Raw genomic sequence first — 21516 nt, 5'->3', positions numbered from 1 at the left:
CCTGTCTACCACCCCTTCGGGGGGTTAGGAGTGGGTGGCTTGCAAAAGCTGCTCCTTGATCCGCTGCAACTGGCTGGCCCAGCGGGGATCCGGCTCAACAGCCTCTTTTGCCTCAGGGCCCGCCTTGACACGCTGGCGCTGCTTCTTGCCTGAAGTAGACTTCTCCCCTGCTGTTTTGGAACCTTTGGCCGGTTCCCGGGCGGAGTCCTTGGCGGGGGAAGGGGAGACTGCTGCTTTGGCTTCGGCACCTTCCCGTTTCTCGCGCGGCTGGGCAAGTTCAATGCGCAAGTTGACGTCACCAAAGCTGTGGCCGTTGAATTTCTCGATATACTGCTGCGCCTGTTCCTCAGTGCTTACCGTAACAAAACCAAAGCCGCGGCACTTGCCGGTCTTCCGATCCCGAATGACCTTGGTGGAAATGACCTCACCTGCAGATCTGAAGAGCTTCTCCAGGGCCTCGCGATCTACCTCTGCCGGCAGATTTCCAACGTACAGACGAACGGGCATAAAACCGTGAAGCTCCTTAGCGAGAGGACAGAAGTCCAGCCTGCACAGGGCCAATCCAGAAGCGCCGCATAAGGCCACCTTTTAGAAATTTACCTCAACTTTTAGCCAAAAAAGTTAAGACAACCCAGCTGGTCAAGGGGATCCCTTCTAGGCTAAGCCGGTAACGTTTAAGCGATCCCGATGCAGGAAGGGACGGGCCTGAGGGCCGGTATAGTCAGCTACAAGATGGCCTCGCCCCCGCAGTTGGTAGCGGTAGGTTACTAGGCCTTCCAAGCCTACCGGGCCCCGGGGTGGCAGCTTTTGGGTGCTAATGCCCACTTCTGCCCCAAAGCCGTAGCGAAAGCCATCGGCAAAGCGGGTGGAGGCGTTGTGAAAGACCCCTGCTGCGTCCACTTCGTCGAGAAAGCGCTGGGCAGCGACGGCATCTTCGGTCACGATGGCCTCGGTGTGCCGGGATCCGTACCGTTGAATGTGGGCAATGGCCTCGTCGAGGGAATCCACCATTTTAATGGCTAGAATCAAGTCGGCGTACTCAGTGCTCCAGTCAGCTTCAGTGGCCGGGATCAGATCGGGCACCAGCTCGCGGCAGCGGGGATCCCCGCGCAACTCTACCCCTTTCTCGCGCAGCGCTTGCACGGCCAGAGGCAAGAACCGGGGAGCAATCTCTGCATGGACTAGCAGGGTCTCGATAGCGTTGCAGGCGGCAGGGTACTGGGTTTTGCTATCTAGGGTTAGCCTCACCGCCATGTCCACATCAGCAGCCCGATCCACGTACAGGTGGCACAGCCCATCCGCATGGCCCAGAACCGGGATGCGGGTATTCTCCATAATGTAGCGGACAAAGCTGCTGGAGCCGCGGGGAATGATTAGGTCCACCAGACCTTCCAGTTGCAGCAGCTCTTTAATCTCCTCGCGACGGGTGAGCAACTGCAAAGATCCCCTAGGAAAGTCGGGAACTTGCCGCAGCCCCGCCTCCAGCGCGGCCATCAACGCTTGGCAGGAGTAGAGCGCCTCCGATCCGCCTTTGAGCAGGACGCTGTTGCCCGTCTTGACTGCTAGGGCAGCAATTTGCACCAGGGCGTCGGGCCGCGACTCAAAGATGACGCCTAGCACTCCCAGGGGATAGGTGCGCCGCTCCAGCACCAGCCCCTCGTCCAGCTCGCGGATGAGGAGGGATCGCCCTACCGGGTCGGGCAGCCGCCTCACCTGCTGGACTCCGGCTACCATCTCCGCCAACTTGTGGGCATCCAACTTTAGGCGGGCATAGGCCGCAGCCGACAACTCCCCCCTTTTAACCGGCTCCGCTGCCCGCTCCAGATCTTCCCGATTGGCCGCTAGGATGGCCTCTTGCTGTTCCAGTAAAGCTGTGGCCATGGCCTCGAGAGCCGCATCCCGAACCTCAGTGGGCAAGGTGGCTGTGCGCTGAGCGGCAGCTCGAGCCGTCTGCACCTGGACTAGCAGGGAGGAGTTGGCAGTTCTTGCAGGAGCTCCAGGAGACATGGGCAGAGAGGCAACAAAACCCAACCCAAAAGGCTACAAAAAGTTCCAATCTAATGGGATCCTGGGAGCAGCCTTGCCAGAATCCCTATGCTAGCTTGGGCAAAACTGGGCAGCACTCTCAGCAGCCTATCAGAATTTGGGCACTGCTAGCTGCCCCTAGAGGATCCTAGTCTGGCGAAACCCAGCCCATCTTCAACCAGTACTGTGTTTTCCAGGAGGGTCAATGAGAAAGCGGGGGTTTGTGGTGAGTGCAACGGCTGCCGTGGTTACAGCCGTGTCGTTGGTTGGCGTGCAGCTATCCATGCCAGGTTGGGCGGGGTTTCGCCGGGATCCCAAAGAAGTGGTGGACGAAGTTTGGCAGATTGTCAATCGGGAGTACGTCGATCCTTCCTTTAACTCCGTCGACTGGGAAGCGGTGCGCCGCGAGCTGCTCAGCAGAGAATATGCCACCCGCGAGGAGGCCTACAAGGCCATTCGCGAGGCCCTCAAGAAGCTCAACGATCCCTACACCCGCTTCTTGGATCCGGAGCAGTTTGCCAGCATGCAGATCGACACCTCGGGGGAGCTGACCGGCGTGGGGATCACGCTGGGTGTGGATCAGGAGACCAATGAGCTGGTTGTGATCTCGCCAATTGAGGGATCCCCTGCCGATCGCGCTGGGATCAAGTCCAAGGACGTTATCGTGCGTATCGACGACAGATCCACCGAGGGCATGGACACCAATACTGCCGTCAGCCTCATTCGCGGTGAGCCAGGCACCCGGGTGCGGCTAACCATTCGCCGCGAGGGAGAAGGGCTGAAGGTGTTTGACTTGGTGCGGGAGAGAATTGAGCTAGCTACAGTACGCCACGAGGCTCGCAAAGAAAATGGCCTGCTCATTGGCTATATCCGCATCACCCAATTTTCCGGCAACGCCGCCGAAAAGGTGCGCCAGGCCATTCGCGACCTAGAAAAACAAGGGGTGGCTGGCTACGTGCTGGATCTGCGGGCCAATCCTGGGGGGCTGCTCCACGCCAGTGCCGAAATTGCGCGCCTGTGGATCAATCGGGGGAGCATTGTCTCGACGGTGAATCGGCAAGGGGAGCAGGATCGCCTTGTGGCCAACAACAGCGCCCTCACCGACAAGCCTTTGGCGGTCTTGGTGGATGGGGGTTCTGCCAGCGCCAGCGAGATCCTCTCCGGCGCCTTGCAAGATAACCGGCGCGCTGTGATCGTTGGCACGCAAACCTTTGGCAAGGGCCTAGTGCAGTCGGTGCATCCCCTCTCCGACGGGTCGGGGTTGGCAGTCACCATTGCCCGCTACCGCACTCCCAAGGGCACCGAGATTGACCAAAAGGGTATCACTCCCGACATTGTGGTGGAGCTGTCGGAGGCAGATCTGAAGCGCCTCAGCAAGAACCGCGAACTGGTAGCCACTGCCGCTGATCCGCAGTATGCGGCTGCCATTCGCGCCCTCCAGGCCCAAATTGCGGCCCGCCGGCAACAGGCTTCCAGCGTCGTTCGTTCCTCTTCTCAGTAGGCGGTGCTAACCCTAGGTGGGAAAGGCTTTATCGTCGGCAGGCAGGGTAGGCGAGGATGGCAGGATCCATGAATTTGAACTTGGCCGGACGGGATCTGCTCAAACTCAGCGACCTGAGCCCGGCGGAGCTGGCGGCCTTGCTGGCCCAAGCGGCAGAACTGAAGCGGGATCCCTACCGGGCAGACCTGCGGGGTCGAGTGCTGGGACTGCTATTTCAGAAGGCTTCCACCCGTACCCGGGTTAGCTTTACCGTTGCCATGGCCCAGTGCGGGGGCAGCACCCTGGACTTGGTGCCAGCGGCAATGCAAATAAGCCGCGGCGAGCCCCTGTCGGATACAGCCCGCGTCCTCTCCCGCTACCTGGACGCCATTGCCATCCGCACCTACGACCAGCGGGAGCTGGAGCTCTTTGCCGAGTATGCCGAGATCCCCGTGATCAACGCCCTCACGGATCAGTTTCACCCCTGCCAAGTTTTGGCCGATCTGCTCACCATTCAGGAGAACTTCGGGCAACTGGCAGGCCTGACCTTGGCCTATTGTGGCGACGGCAACAATGTTGCCCATTCCCTCCTGCTGGGCTGTGCTCTAAGCGGGATCCACATCCGCGTTGCCACACCCCCTGGCTACGAGCCGGATGCGGCAGTGGTGGCAGAAGCGCAAGCCTTGGCCCAGGGATCACAGGTGCTGGTTTTGCGGGATCCCTACGAAGCCGTTGCGGGAGCCCAGGTGGTCTATACCGACGTCTGGGCCAGCATGGGCCAAGAGGATCAGGCGGCAGCCCGCAAAGCCCACTTCCTGCCCTACCAGGTCAATGCCGAGCTCATGAAACACGCAGATCCAGAGGCGATTGTGCTCCACTGCCTGCCCGCCCACCGGGAGGAGGAGATTACTGCCGAGGTTTTGGAGGGATCCCAGTCCCGCGTTTGGGATCAGGCGGAAAATCGCCTTCACGTGCAAAAGGCGCTGCTAATCCAACTGCTGGGAGCAGGGTGAGGATCCTCACCCCCGGCTCGAAGAGAGGGTCAGCGGTTGTTGGGGCGGCGGGCAGCGATCGCCAGGCTGACGTTGGGCAGCCGCTGCAGAGCATCCATGACCTCCACCACCTTGCCGTGGGAGAGGGCCAAGTCAGCGTTGATGACCACTAAGCGCCGCCCTTCAGCCGGCTTCTCGGCCAGAATACGTTCCACCGTGGGGATCAGGGCACCAAGATTGGCAATTTTCTGCCGGTTGACAGCAATTTGGCCTTCGGCCGTGATGCTCACCGTAACGTCTGGCTGACGGCGGGCTTCGGCTGTGGAGGCCTCTGGCAAGTTGACATCGAGCGCCTCGGACCGGGTAAGCACTAGGCTGGCGATGACGAAAAACACCAAGATCGAGAAGATGACATCGATTAAGGGCACGATGTTGATCTCGGCGGGCCTGAAGTTCTCCTCTGGGATGCGCATAGGCTAGGAGGGCTCAAGCGGGGAGTAGGGAGGCAGAGTGGAGCTGGGGCCGGGCTTGGCGTAGGAAGACTGGGGAAGCTGCTGGGCTTGCATCTCTAGCCGCTGCCGATGCAGCAACTCCAGCTCGCCGCCGTACTCCTGGATCTTGGAGAGTTGCCGCAGGTACAGAGAGCGAAAGACATTGGAGATCAGCAAGGTGGGAATAGCCACGATCAACCCGAAAGCCGTCGAGTAGAGGGCTTCGGCGATGCCTTGTCCCACCCCCTGCGTATTGGTGCCGCCAATATCCCCCAGTTGGATGGAGCTGAGGATTTGGATGATGCCGGTAACCGTGCCCAAGAGGCCTAGGAAGGGAGCAACGGTAATCACCGTGTCAAAGAGAGTGTTGAAGCGCTTTAATAGCGGCACCTCTGCAGCCAGGGCTGTCTCAAGGGCCAGTTTAAAATCCTCAGGGCTGGCTTCGTTGAGCTCCAGGGCAGCCAAAAAGATGCGCGCAATGGGCAGGTCGGCATTTTGCTCCAGCAGGTACTGGGCGGCCCTGGGGTTGCGGCGGTACTGGCTGAGGGCTTGCCGCACCACCTCCTCCTGCCGATGGGTAACCTTCCACCAGAACAAGGCCCGCTCGAGGCAACAAGCCACCGAGAGAACCGAGAAGGTCAACAGGGGGATGGAGTAGTACCAACCCTGGATCAGAAGCTGCAGGACTCTCGCCATAGGATCCGGATGACCCCCTCCCAGCGGCACCTCACGCTCATCCTGTCATAGCACTTTCCCGCCGGAGCTGGGATCCCTTTTTGCCCACTTGGGGTTGCTTTCTTTCCCAGGGCAAGCTGCTGATTTTCCAGCAAGGGCGCTATCCTAAGGCGTGGAATCCAGAGGCTGCCGGCGTATTCACTGACAACCTATGCCTACTCAGCCCTTCCCCCCTTTGGCCCTCCTCAGTGTCTCTGATAAAACTGGCCTTGTCCCCCTGGCTAAGGCACTGGTCCAGGAGCACGGCTTTCAACTGGTCAGCAGCGGCGGTACGGCCAAGGTGCTCTCTGAAGCTGGGATCCCGGTTACCCCCATCTCGGCCCACACCGGTGCGCGGGAGATTCTGGGGGGACGGGTGAAAACGCTGCACCCCCGCATCTACGGCGGCATTTTGGCTCGCCTGGAGCGCAGCGAAGACCGGGCAGACTTGGAGGCGCTGGGGATCCCGCCCATCCAACTGGTGGTGGTCAACTTCTACCCTTTCGAGCAGACGGTGGCCCAACCCGGAGTGGCTCTGGAGGAGGCTTTGGAGCAGATCGACATCGGCGGGCCGACGTTAGCGCGGGCAGCGGCCAAAAATTATCCCTATGTTACGGTGCTCACGGATCCCAGCCAGTACCCTCAGTATTTGCAACTGCTCTCTAGCTCCTCCAGCGAGGCGGAACGGCTGGCCTTTCGCTTCCAGTGTGCCCGCCGCGCCTTTGAGCGGGTCTTAGCTTACGACCGCGCCATCGTCAACTACCTGGCCCGCTCAGAGCTGTCCCAACCCTCTCAACCTCCAGCTTCTGCAGGCGCTGCTGAACAGGTTTTTCACCTGCAAGGAATCCCGTGGCAACGCCTGCGCTACGGGGAAAACCCCCACCAGGCTGCCACCTGGTATGTGGTGGATGCGGCTGCCCCTGGCTGGCATCGGGCCAAGCAGTTACAGGGGAAAGAGCTGAGCTACAACAACCTGCTGGATCTGGAAGCGGCCCGCGCCCTGGCGGCAGAACTGAGCATAGGACTTGCCAACGGCTCTAAGCCAGCGGTAGCGGTGGTTGTCAAGCACAACAACCCCTGTGGGGTAGCCGTTCGCCCAACCCTAGCTGCCGCTCTGGAGGCTGCTTTGGCTGCCGATCCCGTTTCCGCCTTCGGGGGCATCGTTGCCCTCAACCAAACCTTGGATGCGGAGACCGCCCGGCGGCTGGCGGGGCCTTTTTTGGAGTGCGTGGTCGTCCCGGGCTGCACGCCTGAGGCAGCTGAGCAGCTGGCGGCCAAAAAGAACTTGCGGCTTTTGGTTCTGCCGGACTTTGAGGTGGGGCCAGCCCAAACCATTCGCACCTTGGCCGGCGGCTTTCTGGTGCAAGAGGCCGACCGGCTGCAGGGATCCGTTCGCCAACCCTCCTGGCAGGTGGTGACCGAGCGCCAGCCTACCCCCGAGGAGTGGGCGGATCTGGAGTTTGCCTGGATAGTCTGCAAACACGTGAAATCCAACGCCATCGTCGTTGCTCGCCAGGGGCAAACCCTCGGCATTGGAGCAGGCCAGATGAACCGGGTGGGGGCCGTCGAGCTTGCCCTTCGCCAGGCCGGTCCACGGGCCGCGGGAGCGGTTTTGGCCAGCGACGGCTTTTTCCCCTTTGCCGACAGTGTCGAGGCAGCAGCCCGCGCTGGGATCCGCGCCATCATTCAACCGGGAGGCAGCATCCGCGATGCCGACTCCATTGCCGCCGCCAATGCTGCGGGTATCGCCATGGTCTGCACCGGCATTCGTCACTTTTGGCACTGAGGTCAAGAGCTCAGGGCAGACCCCAGGCTCTGGCCCGCTCTGCCAGCCAGCCCTCGGCACGCAGGTTTTCTAGCTCGCGGCGCACCCGCAGCCGCAATTCAGCGTGATCTAGCCCTTTGGGCATGGCAATCCCCAGCCCCACCGCCCCCAGGGGGGATCCCAAGAACTGAAACTGGGGGTGCTCCGCTAGCCACCCGGCCAGCACCGATCGGTCTGCTGCCCAGGCCTGCACCGATCCTTTGAAGAGCAACTCCGCCCCTTCCCGATAGGAATCCACCGGCACCAACTCGACCCCTGGGAGGTAGCGATTGAGGTGAGGAATAGCGGCAGATCCGCGCAGGACGGCAACGCGAGCGCCGCGTAGCTCCGACCAGCTTGTCCAGTTCTGGGAGCGGGCCACCACCAAGCTGGGGCCATCCTGATAGTAGGCAGAGGTAAACTCCACCTGGCGGGCCCGATCCGGCGTGATGCCAATCTGGGCAATGGCCAGGTCCACCTCCCCCGCGGCCACTGCCTGCAGCCGCTCCACATTGGCCACCGGCACCAGCTCCACCGCCTCTCTCGACCCCAGGAGCCGGGATCCCAGCTCGCGGGCTAGCTCAATCTCAAACCCCTGCAGCTTGCCCTCGGGATCGCGAAAGCCCAGCGGCCTCAAGTTGTCTTTGACTGCAACTCGCAACTGTCCCGAACGGACAATCTCCGGCCAAGGGCGGGCAGCGGCAGGGCTCCCCCTTCCCAGGCAAACCAAAGCCAAGCTGGCCGCCAAGCAAGATTTCTGGATTGCCGCGGCCAACGGAGACCAGGATCCCATTCCCCTTAGGAAGCGCGGGACTGGCGGGCTGCTTCCACCACCCGGGTAAAGGCCTCGGGATCCAGGAAAGCCAGGCGGGCCAGCATTTTGCGGTTGAGCTGGATATTGGCTTTTTTGAGGCCGTCGATGAACTCGCTGTAGCGCAGGCCCTGGGCGCGGGTGGCCGCATTGATGCGGGCAATCCAGAGGCGGCGGAAATCCCGCTTCTTGCGGCGGCGATCCCGGTAGGCGCTGCGCAGGGCTTTCATCACCTGCTGGTTAGCCGTGCGGAACAGCTTGGAGCCAGCTCCGCGGAAGCCTTTGGCCAGCTTGAGGATCTTCTTGCGACGCTTGCGAGCAACGTTGCCGCGTTTAACTCTCATAGCAGTAACCCAATACCGGCAAGTACACCTTGCAGTTGACAAGCCCAAAGACTTTTGGCTGGGCCGCAACCGGTGAGGACCTAGTGGGCGTTGGGCAGCATCAGGCGCACGTTGGCCAGATCCTGTTTGCTCACCAGGGCCACGCCAGCCAACTTGCGTTTGCGGTTGCTGGTTTTGTGCTCGAGCAAGTGGTTGTGCCCCGCCCGGCGGCGCATAAACTTGCCGTTGCCGGTGAGGCGAAAGCGTTTTGCAGCGGCTTTGCGAGTTTTGATTTTGGGCATGGGAGTGAGCTGGAGCAAAGTCACAGCCTTCCAGCATAGGGTAGAAAGGCCTGGGGGAGCAAGTTTTCTCCGCGGCTAAGTGGCGAGGGCGCTCAAAAACCGTTCTCTTGCGGCTCCAACAGCAGCACTTGCCAGCGCAGCAACTGCTGTAGCTGCGACCAGCTTAGGGGAGAGGCTAGGCTCTCTTGAATGGCTTGGACGGTGCGGATCCCGTCTACCTGCTGCAGGAAGGCAAAGGCCTCCTCGCTTAGGGAAATGGCCTCGTAGGCGTAGTTGAAAATGCTCCGCCCCGGCCACAGGCCCAGGCAGGGACTGAGGTGGGCCACAGCTGAGGCCACAGCTTCTGGACTGGTCCATTCCCAGCGGGGGAGGGGGGGCCTGCCAAGAAACAGCTCGTAGTGGGCCACCACCGGGTCCAGCAGCTCAATCAAGCGGTAGCGCTCCAGCTCCGGCAGTTGAGCCGCCTGGGCCAGGAGGGCCTCGTCCTGCCCCAACACCCGTTCCAGCCGCCAGAACTCGGGGTTGGAAAAGCGCAGAAACTGCAGCCCTGAAGCCCGAATGAGCTCAAACAGGGTCTCAATGTTGTAGTCCACCTCCTGCGGGTGCAGGTACATGTCAGCAAAGCATTCGTCGTCCACGTTCTCGAGGGCCCAGCGGGCCTGTTCCTGCTGCTGGATGCGGTTGCTTGCTGGCAGGATCTCGAAAAGGCGGCGACCTACCTGGAGGCCCTTTTGCAGTTGCTCGGGGGAGGCGAGAGGTTGGTGTTCGGAGCCGGTGACCAAGAGGCGAATGGCCTTCTGCATCAGGCGAATCTCATGGCGGCCCAGCTCGCCGTAGACAAACAAATGCAGGATCCCGCCAGGAGCTAGTTTGCTCGCCAAAGCCTGCAGCCCCGCCACCGGGTCCGGCAAGTGGTGGAGCATGCCCACGCAGTTGATGAAGTCGAACTGCCCTGGCAGCCGGTCGATGTCGTAAACGTTGAGCTGGCAAAACTGCACTGGCGGCGCCTGGGAAGCCCGACAGCGAGCCTTGGCAATTTCAAGGGCGCGGCTACTTAGGTCAAAAGCCCAAATTTCCGCGTCGGGATTCTGGTGGGCGATATACTCCGTCCCTACTCCTGAGCCGCAGCCGGCATCCAAGATGCGCACCTTGCGCCGGCCCGGATGGGATCCCGTGCAAAAGGCATAGGCCTGGGGCCAACTCCAGCGCCAGTTCCACCCCGGCGGGGGAACAGTGCCGATGGGCTGCGGTGGGAAAGGGTAGAGCTCGTAGAGCTGCCGCACTTGCTGGAGGATCTCTTCTGCACTGCGGGAGGAGGGCTGCATAGGCGCTGTCGGGTTAAGCTGGACCTCAAGACTCCAGAGACGATATCCCCCTGCAGTTTAAATGGTTGTCCGCTCCTCTCACCTTTTGCAAACCGGCCTGACTTTCGATTGGATCAAGCTGACGGCTGAGCTGAAAAAGGTTTTGGATCCCAAGCGGGTGATTAGCAAGCCGGAGGAGCTGCTGGTCTACGAATGCGACGGGCTGACCAGCTACCGGCAAAGGCCGGCTCTGGTGGTATTGCCGCGCACAACAGAAGAGGTGGCCCAGGTGGTAAAGCTGTGCAGCCGCTACGGGGTGCCCTTTGTGGCGCGGGGATCCGGCACTGGGCTATCGGGGGGAGCGCTGCCTGTGGAAAACAGCGTCGTCATCGCTACCACCCTGATGAAGCAAATCCTGGAAATCGACTTGGAGAACCGCTGCATGGTGGTGCAGCCGGGGGTGATTAACGCCTGGATTACCCAGGCAGTGGCTGCCCAAGGCTATTTCTATGCCCCGGATCCCTCTAGCCAGTCAGTTTGCTCCATCGGCGGCAATGTGGCGGAAAACTCCGGCGGCGTCCACTGCCTCAAATACGGTGTAACAGCCAATCACATTCTCGGCCTGACGGTGGTGCTGCCGGATGGGGAGGTGGTGCGCTGGGGGGGCAAGATCCCGGAGATGCCCGGCTACGACTGGGTGGGCCTGTTTGTCGGCTCCGAGGGCACCCTGGGGATTGCTACCGAGATTACCCTGCGCTTGCTCAAGGCGCCGGCCCAGGTGCAGGTTTTGCTGGCGGATTTTAACAGTGTCGAGGCAGCAGGAGCTGCCGTTTCCGACATCATCGCCGCCGGGATCATCCCCGCCGGCCTGGAGATCATGGACAACTTCAGCATCAACGCCGTTGAGGATGTGGTGCAGTCGGGCTGCTACCCACGGGATGCGGCGGCCATCTTGCTGGTGGAGGTGGACGGCCTGGAGCTGGAGGTGGAGGAAGCCAGCCAGCAGGTAAAGGCCCTGTGCCTGAAAAACGGGGCGCGCCAGGTGCAAGTTGCCTCCAGCCCAGAAGAGCGGGCGCGTCTGTGGAAGGGGCGCAAGGCAGCCTTTGCCGCCATGGGCAAGCTCAGCCCCAACTACTACGTCCAAGATGGGGTGATCCCCCGCAGCCAGCTAGCCTATGCCCTAAGAGAAATCGAGCGCCTCAGCCGCGAATACGGCTACCCAGTGGCCAATGTGTTTCATGCCGGCGACGGCAATCTGCACCCCTTAATCCTCTACGACGAGTCAGTGCCGGGATCCCTAGAGCAGGTGGAAAAACTGGGGGGCGAGATCCTCAAGCTCTGCGTGCGTCTAGGGGGCAGCATTTCTGGCGAGCACGGCATCGGTGCCGACAAGCGCTGCTACATGCTGGAGATGTTTACGCCCAGGGACTTGGAGAGCATGCAGTGGGTGCGGCAGGTGTTCGACCCGCAGCGCCTCGCCAACCCCGACAAGATCTTTCCCACTCCCCGCACCTGCGGCGAGGCAGCCCACGCCCACCGGCAACCGGAATGGCAAGGGATCCCCGTTTTCTAGCTAACCTGTCGCTGCTGCTGTAGCTCGGCAAAGGCCTGGGCAAAGTCTTCCTGGCGGATGACCAGAGCCTTGGGATCCACCTCCTCAGAGGTGGCCCGGTGGCGGCGGATGGCAGCGATGGCGGCGCGGTTGCTCAATAGAGCAAGATCGGCCCCACTCCAGCCTTCCGTGCGCTCGGCCCACACCTCCAGATCCACATCTGGCCCTAGGGGCCGCCTGCGGTTGTGCACGGCCAGGATTTCCCGCCGTGCGGCGCGGTCCGGCAGTTCCACGCTTAGGTGCAGCTCCAGCCGGCCAGCGCGGGTGAGGGCGGGATCCAAACTGGCTTTGCGATTGGTGGCAGCCACCACCAAGACTCCCTGGCTGGGGCGGATCCCATCCAGTTCGGCCAGCAGTTGGCCCAGGACGCGGTCGCTGACGCCGCTATCCCCGGAGTAACTGCCCCGCGCCGGCGCCAGGGTGTCGATCTCGTCGATGAAAATCACGCAAGGAGCGCACTGGCGGGCACGGGCAAAGAGTTCCCGCACCGCCTGCTCGGAGGATCCCACCCACTTGCTCAAGAGCTCTGGGCCGGAGACGGCAATGAAGTTGGCCTTGGCCTGGGAGGCAATGGCCTTGGCCAAGAGGGTTTTACCCGTGCCGGGCGGCCCGCTGAGGAGGATCCCTTTGGGCGCATGGGCCTGGGCCTGCTCGTAGAGCTCTGGGTGCAGCAGGGATCCCTCAATGGCCTCCTGCAGCACCTGCTTGGCCTGCTCCAGGCCGCCAATTTGATCCCAGCTCACCTGGGGCGACTCGACTTCCACTGAGCGCAACACCGCCGGCTTCACCTGTTGCAGAGCTTCCTGAAAGTCCGCTGCCGTTACTTTCAGGGATTCTGGGATAGGGGATTCCAGATCCGGCACCTGGCGCCGTAAGGCCGCATAGGCCGCCGCCTGGCACAGGCCGCGCAGATCTGCCCCCACAAAGCCCAGCGTTTGCTCTGCCAGGCTATCCAAATCCACATCCTCTGCTAGGGGCATGCTGCGAGTGTGAATGGCGAGAATTTCCCGCCGCCCCTCCCGATCCGGCACCTTGAAGACAATCTCGCGGTCAAAGCGCCCCGGTCGCCGCAGGGCCGGATCCAGGGCTTCGGGTCGGTTGGTAGCCGCTAGCACAACAATGCCTTTTTGGGCCACAAACCCGTCCATTAGCCCCAGCAGCTGGGCCACCAGGCGTTTCTCCACCTCCCCCTCAACGGTGCTGCGGTTGGGCACAAGGGCGTCAATTTCGTCGATAAACACCAGGCAAGGGGCAGACTTAGCCGCTCTCTCAAACAGCTGCCGCAGGCGTGCCTCCGCCTCGCCGTAGTACTTGCCCATTAGCTCCGGGCCAACCACGGCAATGTAGTTCACCCCCAGACTCTCGGCCAGGGCGCGGGCCGTCAGGGTCTTGCCAGTGCCAGGGGGGCCAACCAACAACACCCCCCGGGGCGGCTCTAGCCCCAACTTGGCCAGTAGCTCGGGCCGCTTGAGGGGGATCTCCACCAGCTCCCGCAAGGCTTGGAGTTGCTCCTTGAGTCCCCCCACGTCCTTGAGGCGCAGCCCCGACCTCGACTCTGGGCGCTCAGCGGAGATTGGCCCACTAGCCTCGGGGGCTTCCTGAGAGCAGTTTGCAGCCATCCCCTGGAGCTTGCTGCTCCAGCCGGGATCCCCTGTCTGGAAGTGGCGGGGGATAGAACCAGAGCGAGGGATGGAGGTCGATAGAGGCCGGGTCTGGATGCGGATCTCGGTTCGCAGTTCTCCACTTTGTTTTTTCTCCTCCAGCTTTTGGGCCAGCTCGATCAACTGCTCTATGCCCTGGATAAAGTTGCTGAGATCCACCATAGCCGGGCTTTCCCCACCAGTTGACCTGCCAATGGAATCCTCCCCAGCCTTCCAGCCAACTCCCAAGAGGGGGAAGCTGGCGCCTAAGCCGCCGCTGGGCTGGGAGAGGGGCTGGGCGGGAGTTTGCGCACCTCAGAGCAGAAGGAAGCCATGCTAAAGCCGCCGAAGCGCTTCACAAGGCTGGTCCGCAGGCGCAGGTTGGGGCTGGCAAACCAAATGCGCTCCTCCGACTCAGTCATCTCGTACTCGGTGTAGAGGGTGAGGGCGCCATCGGCTCCCATCACGTAGGTACCGGCCACCGGCACTTTCTCGGCATAGCCTTGATCCCGCAACAGTTGCCCGCGCATGGGGTTGTCAGGATCGGGAATTGGGACCAGCACCACCTCGCCCTTGTACTCTTCGTTGTCCCAGTCCTGCTCCCCATTCCACTGGACTCGCGCCGCCCCCACGGCTCGCCGTGGATCTACCTTGAACAGCTCGCAAACCCGAATGACTTCCGGATCGGTTGCTGCCAGGGTAACAATTTGCAGCTGCGACCTTCCCCCTTCAGAGCGGCGAAAGGCCAGGTGATGGCTGGTGCGCTGACACATCCACTCGCCAGCGCTGAGGGCAAAAAACTCCATTACGGTCATCATGGCCGACGCGGATCCTCATCGATAGCAACCGGGATTTGCCGATTCTAGCTTGGGCTGTAGCTAGCGGTTTGTTCTTGCCGAGTTTGCTGTTGCCGCCAGAACTGCTCTGCAAAGGCCACGGTCGGATGGAGGGGAGCTCGCGGCTTACTGCGCAGGATCATCCCCGCCTCTTCGGGGGTGCGGTCGCCCTTGCGCTGGTTGCAGCGCTCGCAGGCAGTCACCACATTGTCCCAGGTGTGGGAACCACCGCGGGAAAGAGGGATAACGTGGTCTAGGGTCAGGTTATGGGTGCTGCCACAGTACTGGCAGGTGTAGTGATCCCGCCGCAGAACCTCGCGCCGAGTAACAGGGGGCACCCGCCAGGGCCGCTCTTTGCCCTTGATGGTGAGGCGAATGTGCTCAGGCACCTCGATGACCCGGCTGGGGGAGCGCACCTGCCACACCCGCACATCCATCATCCTCAGCGGCTCTGCTTTGCCTGTTAGCAGCAGGACAATCGCCCGCTTAATATTGACCCGGCTAATGGGCAAATAGTTTTGGGAGAAGACGACAATCGACTGTTCTAGAACGTTGGTGGCAGCAGTCATGGCCTGGCTTTTCCATCTGCCGCCATTGTCTTGGGAAATTGGGCCAATGGCAAGTTGGTTCCCTAGAGACCTAGACAGATGGGCTACTATCCGGGTGATGGTTGGAGCCCGTGCCTCCCATGACCCACCCCCTGTATGTTGCCCTGGTTTGGCACCAACACCAGCCCCTCTACAAAAGTCCGCTGGCAGGCAAGTATCGCTTGCCCTGGGTGCGCCTGCACGGGATCAAAGACTACTTGGACTTGGTTTTGCTGCTGGAGCGCTATCCCCGCTTGCACCAAACGGTTAACCTAGTGCCTTCCCTGATGGTGCAAATTGAAGACTACGTGGCCGGCTCGGCCTTCGATCCCTACTTGGAACTGACCCTCTCCCCCGTTGAAAAGCTTACCCTGGAGCAGCGGCGCTTTATTGTCGAGCGCTTCTTCGACAGCCACTACCCCACCATGATTGAGCCCTACCCCCGCTATCGCCAACTCTACGAACAGCGGGAATCCCAAGGGATCAACTGGTGCCTACAGTACTGGACACCGCAAGACTTCAGCGACCTCCTGGCCTGGCACAATCTGTCCTGGTTTGATCCCCTCTTCCACGAAGATCCCGAGATCGAGGGCTGGATCAAGATGGGATCTGGCTTTACCCTTTCGGATCGGCAGCGGATCTACGCCAAGCAGCAGCAGATCCTGGCCGCCATCCTGCCCCAGCACGCCAAGTTGCAAAGTAGCGGCCAACTGGAGCTGACCACCAGCCCCTACACCCATCCCATCTTGCCTCTATTGGTGAGCGAGCGCTCGGCGCGGGTGGCTCGGCCTGGCCTGCCCCTGCCCCGCTACCCCTTCCACTGGGATCAGGATGTCCACAGCCAGCTGGAGCGGGCCAAGCAGATCTACCGGGAGCGCTTTGGCCGCGAGCCGCGGGGGTTGTGGCCTTCCGAACAGGCGGTCAGCCCCGCTATCGTGCCTATCGTGCGCAAGCAGGGCTTTGAGTGGATCATCTCTGACGAGGGAGTGCTGGGCTGGAGCCTGGGCCAGCCCTTTCACCGCGACGGGCAGGGCCATGTCCTCGAGCCGGAAAAGCTCTACCGCCCCTACCGTCTGGAGAGCGAGGCAGGGGATCTGGCCATTGTCTTTCGGGATCACCGCCTTTCCGATCTCATTGGCTTTAGCTACAGCGCCATGCCTGCCGACGCTGCCGCCAAGGATCTCATTGGACACTTGGAGAACATCCGCAACCGCCTGCCTCCCGAACAGCCTTGGCTGGTCACCATTGCTCTGGATGGGGAAAATTGCTGGGAGTACTACCCCCAAGATGGCCGGCCCTTCTTGGAAAACCTCTACGCCCGCCTCAGCCAGCACCCCGCGCTGCGCCTAGTGACGGTCTCGGAGTTTTTGGAGCAGTTTCCCCCCACCGAGTTTCTGCCCGCAGAACAACTGCACAGCGGCTCCTGGATTGAGGCCGACTTGACCACCTGGATCGGGGATCCCGTCAAAAACCGCGCCTGGGAGCTCTTAGCCCAGGCCCGTCAGGTGATTCAAGATCACCCCCGCGCCAACCCCCAAGCCTGGGAAGCTCTGTGGGCCGCCGAGGGATCCGATTGGTTCTGGTGGTTTGGGGCAGGGCACTCTTCCGCCCACGACGCCGTTTTCGACCAGCTGTTTCGGGAACACCTGCAGGCAATCTACATCGCCCTGGGGGAGGCGGTGCCGGCGGTGCTGCAGTTTCCCCTCGAGGATCACGACGGCCTAGGGGATCGGCTGCCGCAGGGGTTTATCCATCCCGCCATCAACGGCCGTCCCAGCGAACGGGAGTGGAGCCAGGCCGGGCGGGTGGAGATTAGCGCCGCCAGGGGTACCATGCACCGCAACAGCGCCGTCCGCCGCCTCTGGTATGGCTTCGATCACTTCCACCTCTATCTGCGGCTGGATTTTAACTCAGTGGTGCAGCGGCCCAAGCAATTGCTGGTGCTCTGGTTTTATCCCAACTGCATTACCCTTAACAGCCCCATCCCTCTGCAGGGACTACCCGCAGAAGCCCCTCTCAACTACCTCTACCGCCACCTGTTGAGGCTGTCGCTGCCGCCCCCTAGTCAACGCCCGGCGGAGGTAGAGGCTCAACTTCTCCAAGCAGGGGAGTACCACACCTGGCACTCCCTCAGCCATCAGGTCAAGGCCGTGGTAGATACCTCCCTGGAGGTGGCCATTCCCTGGAGCAATTTGGGCGCCCAGCCAGGGCAGGAGCTGCAGTTTGCCATTGTGGCTGCTGACGGCGAAACCTTTCTGGAAGGGATCCCCCCCAAGGCCACCATTGCCCTGCGTAGACCCTAGCAAGTATCCCGCCTATGCAGCGCGAGCTTTACCTTCCCATCGAGCCCTACGACCAGGGCTTTCTGCCCGTCTCTTCCCTGCACACCCTCTACTACGAGCAGTGCGGCAACCCAGAGGGCAAGCCAGTGGTGTTTCTGCACGGGGGCCCAGGGGGCGGGATCGAGCCTCTCTACCGCCGGTACTTTGATCCCCGCCGCTGGCGAGTGGTGCTGTTTGATCAACGCGGCTGCGGCCGGAGCCGCCCCTACGCCGAGCTGCGGGAGAACACCACCTGGGATTTGGTAGCCGATATTGAGAAGCTGCGCCAGCACTTGGGCATTGAGCGCTGGTTTGTCTTCGGAGGGAGCTGGGGCAGCGCCCTCGCCTTGGCCTATGGCCAGACCCACCCCAACTCCTGCCTGGGCTTTATCCTGCGCGGTATTTTCCTGCTGCGCTCCTTCGAAATTCGCTGGTTTTACCAGGAGGGGGCCAGCTACCTTTTCCCCGATGCCTGGCAACACTACCTCGAGCCCATTCCCCCCGAGGAACGGGGTGACCTGCTGGCAGCCTACTACCGCCGCCTTAACGACCCCAATCCGCAGGTGCGCCTGAAGGCAGCCCGTGCCTGGGCCATCTGGGAGGCCAGCACCAGCAAGCTTATCCCCAGCCCTGAACTCGTCGAGCGCTTTGGCCAGGAGAGCTTTGCTGAGACCCTCGCCCGCCTCGAGTGCCATTACTTCATCCACCGCGGTTTTTTGGAGACAGAGGATCAACTCCTCGAGGGGGTAGAGCGCCTGCGCCACCTGCCAGCCGTCATCGTCCAGGGGCGCTACGACGTCGTCTGCCCTCCTCTTTCCGCCTGGGAGTTACATCAGGCCTGGCCGGAGGCAGAGTTTCACCTGATCCCCGACGCTGGCCATTCCATTACCGAGCCTGGGATCCGCACCGCCCTCCTGGCGGCCACCGATCGCTTTGCCCAGCTCTAAGAACGGCTGCAAAGAGGGCCTGCCGTTGCCTAGCAGCAAGCCTCAGCCTGACTCAAACTGAAGGGCTTCAGGATCTACGTAGTAGCAGCGGGCATTGTCCACACAAATGAGCGCCCAGCCGTTGCAGTTAGCCTCGACTAGGATGTACTCCGATTGCGGGATAAAATGACCTTGATGGTTGCGGGTCTCCTCCTTGATCCAGACCGTCTGATAGTTCATCCCAGCGTCCCTCCAACTCCTCCTCAAAAAGACTTAAGAACAGGACTTAACCTTGCTGCAAGCAGTGGCAAAGCCAGGCAAAAACTAGAGGTAACAAACCCAACCTCTCCTCGAGCTTCAGTAACAGAGCGCTCGGGTTTAGGTCAGCTAGGCAATACCTTTAACTGGGTAAGAGAAGTCTAGCACTGCCTCTATGAGAAGAGCGTTAAGAGTTACAGACTAAGGCAAAAAGCTCTGGATTTTCGTAAACTCTTGTTGCAAAATTGGCTCGAGCCCGCTTAGGCTTCTTCAAATGACCCGTGGTGAATCCTACAACCCATTGAGGCGGCGATTCCCTCCCTCCGTCAAGTTGGCTTTGACGCCAGCAATCTGCTACCAGCGTGCCCCTGTTTTTTTCAGTTCCAGCGCCGCCAAGGTCAAGTCTACCCCGGGTTTTAGCTCAGCGCGGAGCTACGGGCACAGAGCTGCTCTTGCCTGCTCGCTCATCTGCTGAAGTGCACCGAGGTCGGGGAGAGGGATCCCTTCCCCTTCAGCAAGCCATAGCCAGTACTCGATGTTGCCGGCAGGGCCAGTGATAGGCGACCACGTATAGCCCTGCACCCGCCAACCGCGACTCACTGCCGCCTGCATCACCGTCTGGAGCACGCGAGCGTGGATAGCCGGATCCCGCACTACCCCCCTTTTGCCCACCTGGCCTCGGCCCGCCTCAAACTGCGGCTTGACTAGCAGCAAGGCTTCCCGCGGCGAGCGCAACAGCTTCCACAGAGGATCCAACACCTTAGTCAGGGAAATAAAGGAGAGATCCACCACTGCCAGATCCGGCCAGTTGGGAGTGGGCACCTCGGTTCCGTAGAGATCGGCTGGCTGAAGATAGCGCAAGTTGGTTCGTTCCTTAAGGATTACCCGCGGGTCAGTTCGCAAAGACCAGGCCAATTGGCCATAGCCCACATCCACCCCATAGACCCGCTGCGCCCCTCGTTGCAGGAGGCAATCGGTGAAGCCCCCAGTGGAGATGCCAGCATCCAAACAGATGCGACCCTGGACTTGAATGGGAAAAGCTTGCAGTGCCCCCTGAAGCTTTTCTCCTCCTCGCGAGACAAAAGCAGACTTGGCCTGGATGTGGACTACAGGATCTCCGCTTACCCACGTCCCGGCTTTTTCCGCCCGTGCTCCGTTGAGGAAGACTTCTCCCGCCAAGATAGCCCGCTGCGCCTGCTGGCGCGAAGAAAAATACCCTCGCTCCACCAGCCAGGTATCCAGGCGAACTCGATCGGCCATGCACTAGCCACTGGCCTTCCACTCCATCAGGATAGACGACCGGGATCCCTTCTGTCAGCCGCGACTTAGCCAAAGCGCCCGCTCACATACTCTTCCGTCTCGCGGTTGGCGGGAGAGTTGAAGATCTTCTCGGTGCGGTCAAACTCTACCATTCGTCCGTAGCGGATCCCTCTCTCGTCAAGTTCAGTGTTGAAGAAGGCAGTGAAGTCGGACACGCGAGCTGCCTGCTGCATGTTGTGGGTGACGATGATGATCGTGTAGCGACGGCCCAATTCCTTAAGCAGCTCCTCAATGCGCAGCGTAGAAATCGGATCCAGCGAGGCGCAAGGCTCGTCCATTAGAATTACCTCCGGCTGAATGGCCAGGGTGCGGGCAATGCAGAGGCGCTGCTGTTGTCCACCGGAGAGGGAAAGGGCGCTCATCCTCAACTTATCTTTCACCTCATCCCAGAGAACGGCCTGGCGCAGTGCCCGCTCCACGAGCTCGTCCAGATCCCCCTGGTAGCCATTAATCCGGGGCCCAAAGGCAATGTTGTCGTAGATGGATTTGGGGAAGGGGTTGGGCTTCTGAAACACTAGGCCAACCCGCCGCCGCACCTCAGAGGGATCCACATCCGGGTCGTAGATGTTTTTCCCGTGGAAGATAACGGAGCCTTCTACCCTTGCCCCTGGGATTAAGTCATTCATGCGGTTGAAGCAGCGCAAAATAGTGCTCTTGCCGCAACCTGAGGGTCCAATAAAGGCTGTGATGTGATTTTTCGGGATCTTCAGGGAAACCTGCTTAACCGCCAGGTGGGAGCCGTAGTAGACGCTCAGATCCCGCGTCTCTAGTTCAACCTCCAACCGGGTGGATTGCTCAGGAGAGCCCGACTTGTCAGAGAGTGGAGAGCGCATAGGCGTGTTGAAAAGAGGATAACGTTGCTGCAAGGCTTAGATAGTGATGGCTTCTTGGCGACGACTCACAAGGAGCCGGAAACTGACGGTGGTAATCAGGACCAAAATCACCAGAGCCAAAGCCCCTCCCCAGGCAAGCTTCTGCTGGTTTTCAAAGGGGACAAGGGCAAAGTTGTAGATCAACACAGCCAGCGAGGCCACTGGCTTCAACAAACCGCTGGGCCAGAGAAAGCTAAACAAAGCCGTGAAGATCAGGGGCGCCGTCTCACCTGCAGCGCGGGCAATGGCCAACGTCACCCCCGTCAGGATCACCGGCAGAGCCGCTGGCAACACCACGCGAAACACCGTCTGCACTCGCGAAGCCCCCAACGCATAGGCAGCAGCCCGCGTATCGGCCGGCACCAGGCGCAGCGCCTCTTCACAGGACAAAATGATGATAGGCAGGGTCAGCACCGATAGAGCCATCCCGCCGGCAAGGGCCGAGAAGGTTTTGGAGGAAAGCACCAGCACCCCATAGGCAAACACCCCGGCAATGATGGAGGGAACCCCCGTCAACACCTTGATAACGAAGCGCAGAAAGGAGGCCGCGGGGCTGTTTTTGCCAAACTCCGAGAGATAGATGGCTGCGAATAGACCAATGGGGAATGTGATGGAGATAGCAATCGACACCACAATAATCGTCCCCAGCACCGCATTGCCAAATCCGCCCACCTGATCGCCCGGAGGAGGGGGAAGCTGGGTCAGCGTCTGCCAGTTCAGGCGCTCGATGCCCCTGGTGAAAACGTAGTAGAGGATGAGAGCCAGCACAAAAATGGCAAAGATGCTGGAGATAGCTGTCAGCGCTGTCATTCCTACATCCAAGAAGATGCGCTGCCAGGGCTTCGCTCTGCGCTTAAACCAATTGCCTTGCTCTACCGCCTGCACTTGCGCCGTCATG

Annotated in this window: 21 protein-coding genes; 6 read left to right on the top strand and 15 right to left on the bottom strand. The window is 61.1% G+C overall.

All coding sequences use genetic code 11. From position 1 onward, the window contains the following. Positions 1-24: 24 nt before the first annotated feature. Together NW833_RS08860 and NW833_RS08855 are read right to left on the bottom strand one after the other, a co-directional pair. Positions 25-507, bottom strand: a complete 483-nt coding sequence (locus NW833_RS08860) for an RNA recognition motif domain-containing protein (protein ID WP_414395138.1) — start codon at positions 505-507, stop codon at positions 25-27. A 147-nt stretch (positions 508-654) separates the two neighbouring features. Then, positions 655-2007 (bottom strand): glutamate-5-semialdehyde dehydrogenase, encoded by a 1353-nt coding sequence (locus tag NW833_RS08855; protein ID WP_414412228.1) that lies wholly within the window; start codon positions 2005-2007, stop codon positions 655-657. Positions 2008-2230: 223 nt separating this feature from the next. Here NW833_RS08855 and ctpC point away from each other — a divergent pair, with 223 nt between their 5' ends. After that, a complete protein-coding gene (ctpC, locus tag NW833_RS08850) occupies positions 2231-3526 on the top strand; it encodes a carboxyl-terminal processing protease CtpC (protein WP_414412227.1) in 1296 nt (431 codons plus the stop codon). Between the two features lie 74 nt (positions 3527-3600). Further along, positions 3601-4518: an ornithine carbamoyltransferase gene (gene argF / locus NW833_RS08845; RefSeq protein ID WP_414395162.1), complete on the top strand. Its 918-nt coding sequence runs from the start codon at positions 3601-3603 to the stop codon at positions 4516-4518. Between the two features lie 29 nt (positions 4519-4547). On the opposite strand, the gene NW833_RS08840 is transcribed toward argF, so the two are convergent. Both NW833_RS08840 and NW833_RS08835 read right to left on the bottom strand, forming a co-directional pair. Then, a complete protein-coding gene (locus NW833_RS08840) occupies positions 4548-4970 on the bottom strand; it encodes an ExbD/TolR family protein (protein ID WP_414395132.1) in 423 nt (140 codons plus the stop codon). A gap of 3 nt (positions 4971-4973) precedes the next feature. Then, the gene (locus NW833_RS08835) at positions 4974-5660 is read right to left on the bottom strand and encodes a MotA/TolQ/ExbB proton channel family protein (RefSeq protein ID WP_414412248.1); all 687 of its coding nucleotides are present in this window, start codon (positions 5658-5660) and stop codon (positions 4974-4976) included. A gap of 214 nt (positions 5661-5874) precedes the next feature. Between NW833_RS08835 and purH the strand changes: the two genes are divergently transcribed. Continuing rightward, positions 5875-7488 (top strand): bifunctional phosphoribosylaminoimidazolecarboxamide formyltransferase/IMP cyclohydrolase, encoded by a 1614-nt coding sequence (gene purH / locus NW833_RS08830; RefSeq protein ID WP_414412226.1) that lies wholly within the window; start codon positions 5875-5877, stop codon positions 7486-7488. Between the two features lie 10 nt (positions 7489-7498). Here the strand turns inward: purH and NW833_RS08825 are convergent, their stop codons facing one another. From NW833_RS08825 to NW833_RS08810, 4 genes are all read right to left on the bottom strand, one after another. Continuing rightward, positions 7499-8242: a transporter substrate-binding domain-containing protein gene (locus NW833_RS08825; RefSeq protein WP_414412225.1), complete on the bottom strand. Its 744-nt coding sequence runs from the start codon at positions 8240-8242 to the stop codon at positions 7499-7501. 62 nt (positions 8243-8304) lie between these two features. After that, on the bottom strand, positions 8305-8661 hold the full coding sequence (gene rplT, locus NW833_RS08820) for a 50S ribosomal protein L20 (RefSeq protein WP_414395127.1): 357 nt from the start codon (positions 8659-8661) through the stop codon (positions 8305-8307). 80 nt (positions 8662-8741) lie between these two features. Next, the gene (gene rpmI, locus NW833_RS08815; protein ID WP_414395125.1) at positions 8742-8942 is read right to left on the bottom strand and encodes a 50S ribosomal protein L35; all 201 of its coding nucleotides are present in this window, start codon (positions 8940-8942) and stop codon (positions 8742-8744) included. Positions 8943-9034: 92 nt separating this feature from the next. Next, on the bottom strand, positions 9035-10267 hold the full coding sequence (locus tag NW833_RS08810; protein ID WP_414412224.1) for a class I SAM-dependent methyltransferase: 1233 nt from the start codon (positions 10265-10267) through the stop codon (positions 9035-9037). A gap of 61 nt (positions 10268-10328) precedes the next feature. Between NW833_RS08810 and glcD the strand changes: the two genes are divergently transcribed. Next, on the top strand, positions 10329-11819 hold the full coding sequence (gene glcD, locus NW833_RS08805) for a glycolate oxidase subunit GlcD (RefSeq protein ID WP_414412223.1): 1491 nt from the start codon (positions 10329-10331) through the stop codon (positions 11817-11819). Here the strand turns inward: glcD and NW833_RS08800 are convergent. From NW833_RS08800 to NW833_RS08790, 3 genes are all read right to left on the bottom strand, one after another. After that, positions 11816-13681 (bottom strand): AAA family ATPase, encoded by a 1866-nt coding sequence (locus tag NW833_RS08800; RefSeq protein WP_414412222.1) that lies wholly within the window; start codon positions 13679-13681, stop codon positions 11816-11818. The genes glcD and NW833_RS08800 overlap by 4 nt on opposite strands. Positions 13682-13764: 83 nt before the next feature. Next, positions 13765-14313 carry a phycobiliprotein lyase gene (locus tag NW833_RS08795; protein WP_414395120.1) on the bottom strand — a complete coding sequence of 183 codons (549 nt, stop codon included), beginning with the start codon at positions 14311-14313 and terminating at the stop codon, positions 13765-13767. A 47-nt stretch (positions 14314-14360) separates the two neighbouring features. After that, complete coding sequence (locus NW833_RS08790; RefSeq protein WP_414412221.1) at positions 14361-14903, bottom strand: HNH endonuclease; 543 nt, start codon at positions 14901-14903, stop codon at positions 14361-14363. A gap of 119 nt (positions 14904-15022) precedes the next feature. On the opposite strand from NW833_RS08790, the gene NW833_RS08785 reads away from it, so the two are divergent. Both NW833_RS08785 and pip read left to right on the top strand, forming a co-directional pair. Next, positions 15023-17224 (top strand): glycoside hydrolase, encoded by a 2202-nt coding sequence (locus NW833_RS08785; protein ID WP_414412220.1) that lies wholly within the window; start codon positions 15023-15025, stop codon positions 17222-17224. 14 nt (positions 17225-17238) lie between these two features. Further along, positions 17239-18189, top strand: coding sequence for a prolyl aminopeptidase (pip, locus tag NW833_RS08780; protein ID WP_414412219.1), 951 nt, complete (start codon positions 17239-17241; stop codon positions 18187-18189). Positions 18190-18231: 42 nt separating this feature from the next. Here pip and NW833_RS08775 read toward each other — a convergent pair whose 3' ends face one another. The 4 genes from NW833_RS08775 to pstA form a co-directional block, all read right to left on the bottom strand. Further along, positions 18232-18408 carry a hypothetical protein gene (locus tag NW833_RS08775; RefSeq protein ID WP_414412218.1) on the bottom strand — a complete coding sequence of 59 codons (177 nt, stop codon included), beginning with the start codon at positions 18406-18408 and terminating at the stop codon, positions 18232-18234. A gap of 450 nt (positions 18409-18858) precedes the next feature. Then, on the bottom strand, positions 18859-19686 hold the full coding sequence (locus NW833_RS08770) for a TlyA family RNA methyltransferase (protein WP_414412217.1): 828 nt from the start codon (positions 19684-19686) through the stop codon (positions 18859-18861). Positions 19687-19751: 65 nt separating this feature from the next. Then, entirely contained in the window at positions 19752-20579 is an 828-nt protein-coding gene (gene pstB / locus NW833_RS08765) for a phosphate ABC transporter ATP-binding protein PstB (RefSeq protein WP_414346613.1), read from the bottom strand. 36 nt (positions 20580-20615) lie between these two features. Beyond that, the gene (gene pstA / locus NW833_RS08760) at positions 20616-21515 is read right to left on the bottom strand and encodes a phosphate ABC transporter permease PstA (protein ID WP_099883929.1); all 900 of its coding nucleotides are present in this window, start codon (positions 21513-21515) and stop codon (positions 20616-20618) included. Between the last annotated feature and the right edge of the window lies 1 nt (position 21516).

This window comes from Synechococcus sp. O70.1, from assembly GCF_047462215.1.
Classification (GTDB): domain Bacteria; phylum Cyanobacteriota; class Cyanobacteriia; order Thermostichales; family Thermostichaceae; genus Thermostichus.
This window is presented reverse-complemented; position numbering and strand designations above follow the sequence as displayed.